At 64.6% G+C, this 4,674-nt stretch carries 4 protein-coding genes; 1 reads left to right on the forward strand and 3 read right to left on the reverse strand.

All coding sequences use genetic code 11. The features are described 5' to 3' along the window. A partial coding sequence (locus tag V7N12_RS12945) for an ABC transporter ATP-binding protein (protein ID WP_333715039.1) occupies window positions 1-545 on the forward strand: 545 nt, incomplete at its 5' end. A gap of 76 nt (window positions 546-621) precedes the next feature. Here V7N12_RS12945 and V7N12_RS12950 read toward each other — a convergent pair. From V7N12_RS12950 to V7N12_RS12960, 3 genes are all read right to left on the reverse strand, one after another. After that, complete coding sequence (locus V7N12_RS12950; RefSeq protein ID WP_333715040.1) at window positions 622-1,494, reverse strand: dimethyl sulfoxide reductase anchor subunit family protein; 873 nt, start codon at window positions 1,492-1,494, stop codon at window positions 622-624. Continuing rightward, window positions 1,494-2,255 (reverse strand): 4Fe-4S dicluster domain-containing protein, encoded by a 762-nt coding sequence (locus tag V7N12_RS12955; RefSeq protein WP_333715041.1) that lies wholly within the window; start codon window positions 2,253-2,255, stop codon window positions 1,494-1,496. The genes V7N12_RS12950 and V7N12_RS12955 overlap by 1 nt, the downstream gene beginning before the upstream one ends. A gap of 181 nt (window positions 2,256-2,436) precedes the next feature. Beyond that, window positions 2,437-4,674, reverse strand: a 2,238-nt coding sequence (locus V7N12_RS12960) for a molybdopterin oxidoreductase family protein (protein WP_333715042.1), incomplete at its 5' end; no start/stop codon positions are given.

The following is a 4,674-nucleotide window of genomic DNA, read 5'->3' on the forward strand; positions in this document are numbered from 1 at the left end:
TGCGGGTCGAGATCGCGCGCCTGCACAAGGAAATCGGCGCGACGATGATCTACGTGACCCACGATCAGGTCGAGGCGATGACGCTGGCCGACAAGATCGTCGTGCTGCGGCTGGGCAATATCGAACAGGTCGGCGCGCCGATGGACCTTTACCGTGATCCCGACAACAAGTTCGTGGCGGGTTTCATCGGCTCGCCCGCGATGAACTTCGTGGCCGGCACGATATCGGGCGGCGGTGTCGAAGCTGCGGGTCTTGGTGGTCGGATCGAGGGTGTGCCGGGGGCTGAGTCGGATGGTCGTGCCGTCAGCGTGGGCGCGCGGCCCGAGCATCTTGCGCTGGTTGCGGGCGACACCCACAGGGTCGAACTGACCGAAAGCCTTGGCGGCGTGTCATATGCCTATCTGACCTCGGCGACGGGCGAGCGGGTGATCGTCGAGGAACGCGGCGATACCCGCAGTGCCGAAGGCGACAAGGTCGGTTTGCAGATCGACCCGACGCGGGTGTTCCTGTTCGATGCCGCGACCGAGGCGCGTATCCGGGGGTAGGGTGCAGGGGCTTTGCCCCTCGCCCCGGATCAGGTCCGGGGCTCACCCCAGGATATTTTCGGGCCAATAATGACGATCAGCGTTTGCCATAGTAGAGGCCGACGACGTGTTCGGCCTCGGCAAAGAAGAGCCAGCGCAGGGTAAGGACGCCCGCGATGTGGCTGAGCACGGCCAGTGCGGCCAGCCAATGGGTGAAGGGAAGCAGCAGCAGGATCACGGGCAGGGCGAAGGCCAGCGCGATGGTGATGATCCGCAGGTTGCGGCTGTGCTTGCGCCCGACCTGATGGATGAACTCGCGCATCAGGTAGTTGGTGCCAGTGTGCGGCGGCTCGAAGGCGCGGACCTTGCCGATATGGCCAAGGCCCGTGGCGCTTTCGAGCGAGGTGGCAGAGGCCTTGAAGCGCCCGTCACCGCTGACCCAGGCGAGGATTTGCAGGGCCGCCCCGATCAGCAAGAGGCCGATCGCGATGGTCACTTGCCCTGACAAAAGCGCGCCGCCGCCGATCGAGAGCAGCAGATACATCGCAGGCGTCGTCCAATGCCGCCAGCGCGGCACGGTTTTCATCTGCGCGTAGATCATCGCCGTGGTGAAGACCACGCCAAGCGCCGCAAGGCCACCGATGATCCCGAGTGGTGCAAGGCGGGTTTGCAGGAACACCAGCGCCGCCCCGTAAAGCGCCATCACGATCAGGGCAAAGACGGCACAGACGCCTTCGCGCGACAGCCAGCTTGTGCGCCACTGGCTGAAGGCCTTGATCGCCCGTTCGGGGTGCCCGAGGTGGAAGGTGGACGAGATCAGACCGCCCACGGCGAAGAGATAGGCGATGGTGAACCAGATGAAGGCGCTGATGCCAGTGGGCACGATGACACCGAGGCCGAGCCAGAACAGCAGGCCGAAGCCCAGGCCCGAGAAGGTGTTGAAGATGATGACGGAAGGTGCGGGATGCATTACTTCGCCCCTCCCGGCAGGGCGGAAAGCGCCTTGTCGAGCCAGCCCACGAACCCCTTGCCGTCACTCGCGACGGGTTCGAGGTAGGGGGCGAGGATGTCGAATTCCGGCATCTCGTCCTTGGGTCGTGGCGGCAGGTATTTGTTGACCGGTTTGGTGCCCTGTTCGGGCATCAGGTCGAAGCCGCCGCGTTCCGCCACCAATTGGCTGACCGCGCTTTCGGGGTCGCCGAGGTCGCCGAAGTGGCGCGCCCCCGCAGGACAGGTGCGCACGCAGGCGGGCTGACGGTCTTCCTCGGGCAGGTTCTGGTTATAGATGCGGTCGACGCAGAGGGTGCATTTCTTCATCACCCCCTCCTTGGCATCGAGTTCGCGCGCGCCGTAAGGGCAGGCCCATGCGCAAAGGCCGCAGCCGATGCAGTCGCTTTCGTTGACCAGCACGATCCCGTCCTCGGCCCGCTTGTAGCTGGCCCCTGTCGGGCAGACGGTGACGCAGGGCGCGTCTTCGCAATGCAGGCAGGATTTGGGGAAGTGGATCAGCTGGGCGGTGCCGGTCTGGGGCTGCACCTCGTAGGAGTGGACGCGGTTCAGGAACGTGCCCGAGGGGTTGGCGCCATAGGCGTCCTGATCGGACAGGGGCGCGCCGTAGTTTTCCGTGTTCCAGCCCTTGCAGGAGACCACGCAGGCGTGACAGCCGACGCAGGTGTCCAGATCGATCACAAGGCCGAGTTTCTTGGCGGAGGGCGAGGGAAGTTGCGTCATAGGGTGGCTCTGACTTGTGGCGCCGGAGCCTCCGGCGGGAGTATTTTGCGCAAAGCGAGGCCGGGGGCCGGGCTGGCAAGGCCCAGGCGGTCCTCTGCGTTCCATGTGGCGATATACCAGATGAAACTGCCGAAGGTGATGGCGACGAAGGCGGCGATCAGTAGGAGGACCCGGCGGTTGCTCATTGTCCGACCTTCCATGCAAGGTCCCTGGCGCCCTTGCCGACAGGTGACTTGATCGGTGGCAGAACCGGCTGCGCCTCGTTCGGGACGGGGGATTTCTCGATCTTCACCCGCAGGTCGAACCAGGCGGCCTGTCCGGTGATCGGGTCGGAATTCGCCCAGCGCAGACCGTCGCCCTTGGGCGGCAGGAGTTCATGGATCAGGTGGTTGAGAAGGAAGCCCTTGGTGGCCTCGGTCGCGTCTTCATCCAGCGCCCATGCGCCCTTGCGCTTGCCGATGGCGTTCCATGTCCAGACGGTGTTTTCGTTCAGCGAGGCCTGATGCGCGACAGGCACCACAATGAACCCATGTGCGGATGTGACCTTGGCCCAGTCGCCGTCCTGAAAGCCCTGTGCCTCCCAGATCTTGGTCGGCACATAGAGCGGGTTGTGCCCGTGGATCTGGCGCAGCCAGGCGTTCTGGGTGCCCCATGAATGATACATCGCCATCGGGCGCTGGGTCAGGGCGTGGACGGGGTATTCCACGGGATCGACATGGCCGTCCTCGAAGGGCAGATACCAGATCGGCAGCGGGTCCATCGTGGCCTTGATCCGCTCGCGCAGGTGTGCGGGGGGCTGGCGCTGGCCGATGCCCTCGGCGGCGAGCTGGAACTTGCGCAGGGGTTCGACGTAGAGCTGGAAGATGTAGGGTTGCACGGCATCGTAAAAACCCATGTCCACCGCCCAGTCCTGATAGGCGGTGTTGAAGGGTTTGTAGTAGGCCGCAGCTTCGGGGACGTGTTCGATCCAGAAGCCGCCGTTGGCGATATAGGCCTGCAACTGGTCGGGGTTCGGATCGCCGCGCCCCTTGCCTGATCCATCGGCGTTGCGGAAGCCTGCCAGCGGGCCGACGCCGGGCCTGCGGATGTGGTTGGTGATATAGTCGGCGTAGTCCTGATACTTCTGGCTGCCGTCCTCGTTCACGAAACCGGGCAGGCCAAGGCGCGCGCCCAGATCGCAGAGCACCGACTGGAAGCCGCGCACCTCGCGGTCGGGGTCCACGACCGGCCAGCGGATCGCGTCGGCCACGCCATCCGCCTCGCAGATCGGGCGGTCGAGCAGGCTGATGCAATCGTGCCGTTCCAGATAGGTGGTATCGGGCAGGATCAGGTCGGCGTAGGCCACCATCTCCGAGGCATAGGCGTCCGAGTAGATGATGCGCGGGATCACGTAGTCGCCGCTTTCGTCCTTGTCGGTCAGCATCTGCATGACGCCGCCCGTGTTCATGGATGAATTCCACGACATGTTCGCCATATACATGAACAGCGTGTCGATCTTGTAGGGATCGCCTGCATGGGCGTTCGAGATCACCATATGCATCAGCCCATGCGCCGACATCGGGTTTTCCCATGAATAGGCCTTGTCGATGCGTTTGGGGTTGCCGTCGTCATCGAGCAGCAGGTCCTCGGGGCCATGGGTATAGCCAAGGTGCGGGCCGTCCAATGCCGCACCCGGCGTCACTTTGCCGTGCGGCTTGGGGTGGGCGGTTGCGGGCTTGGGGTAGGGCGGCTTGAAGCGCATCCCCCCCGGCGTTTCCACGGCGCCGAGGATGATTTGCAGCACATGCAGCGCGCGGCAGGTCTGGAAGCCGTTGGAATGGGCCGAAATCCCGCGCATGGCGTGGAAGGACACGGGGCGGCCGATCATCTGCGCGTGCTTTTTGCCGCGGAAGTCGGTCCATGGGCGGTCCAGCGAGATCGCCTCGTCGAAGGCGGTGCGCGCGAGGTCGGCGGCTATCGCGCGGATACGTTCGGGGGTCAGGCCACAGGTGGCGGCGACCTTTTCGGGGGCGTAATCATCCGACAGATAGCGGTCCGCCATCAGGTGGAAGACGGGCCGATGGGTGACGCCTTTGTAGCGATAGGTCGCCGCAAGATCCGGTTCGACGCCCTGACCGTTCCAAGGGGCAAGCTCGCCGGTGCGCCGGTCGATGACCTGCGGCTGTCCGGTCTCGTCGCGCAGAAACAGGCCGTATTGGTCCGACTTGGGGTCTTCGTTGATCAGCACCGAGGCATTGGTGAAGCGCGCCAGATAGTCCAGATCGACGCGGCCTGCCTTCATCAGGCAATGGATCAGCGACAGGATGAAAAGCCCGTCCGTGCCCGGCGTGATGCCGACCCAGTCGTCGGCGACCGCGTTATAGCCGGTGCGGATCGGGTTCACACCGATCACCCGGGCCCCGCGCGCCTTGATCTTGCC

The organism is Yoonia sp. (genome assembly GCF_036770585.1).
Classification (GTDB): Bacteria; Pseudomonadota; Alphaproteobacteria; order Rhodobacterales; family Rhodobacteraceae; genus Yoonia.